Here is an 816-nt window from a genome sequence, read left to right as displayed (position 1 = left end):
GAAACGTGAGGACGCGAGCTGATCCGCGGTCGCGGTGGCTACGGTGGCGGTGGTGGTGGCGGCAACAGCGGCTACTGATCACGCCCTGCACCTGCACGTATCAGGAAAGGCTCCCTCGGGAGCCTTTGTCGTTTTCGGGGCCGCTCCGCTCGTCGGGGTGACTCAATCGTTGCGCCGCTTCTTCCGCCCACGACCCTGGACGGCGAGGTCGAACACGCCGTTGGGCAACAGCCGCATGAGCTTGGCCACCACGCCCATCTGCCACGGAATCACGCGGTAGCTGGCGCCCGCCTCGATCGCGCGGAAGGCGCGTTCGGCAAATGCCTCGGGTTGCAGGAGGAAGGGCATGCCGTAGCGGTTGCCCCGGGTGAGCGGCGTATCGACGTAGCCGGGCAGCAGCGTGACCACCTTGACGCCGCTGGCGCGCAACTCGCCCCGAAGGCTCTCGCAATACGCCACCACCCCCGCCTTGCTGGCGCAGTAGGCTCCATGGCCGGGCAGGCCCCGGATGGCCGCGACGCTCGCGATGCCCACCAGCCGGCCGCTGCCCCGCGCGCGCATGGCCGCGACGAAAGGATGGAAGGTGGCGGCCAGGCCGACGTTGTTGACGGCCAGCGTTTCAGCCAACACATCGAGGTCGCGGCGGTCTTCGGTATCGATGCCGACGCTGATGCCGGCATTCGCGACGACCACATCGGGCACACCCTGGCGCTCCACACAGGCGGCCCCGGCCGCCACGATGCTGTCGATGTGCGCCACATCGGCGCCGTAGACCTCGATATCGCCCGCGCCGATGCCGCGCGCGGCGCCCCAGGC

At 69.6% G+C, this 816-nt stretch carries 1 protein-coding gene; it reads right to left on the bottom strand.

Annotated elements, in window-relative coordinates:
- Positions 1-162: 162 nt before the first annotated feature.
- Positions 163-816: SDR family oxidoreductase (locus APY03_RS11000; protein ID WP_232324226.1), on the bottom strand; the 654-nt coding region annotated here is incomplete at its 5' end.

Source organism: Variovorax sp. WDL1 (assembly GCF_001541225.1).
Taxonomy (GTDB): domain Bacteria; phylum Pseudomonadota; class Gammaproteobacteria; order Burkholderiales; family Burkholderiaceae_C; genus Variovorax.
This window is presented reverse-complemented; position numbering and strand designations above follow the sequence as displayed.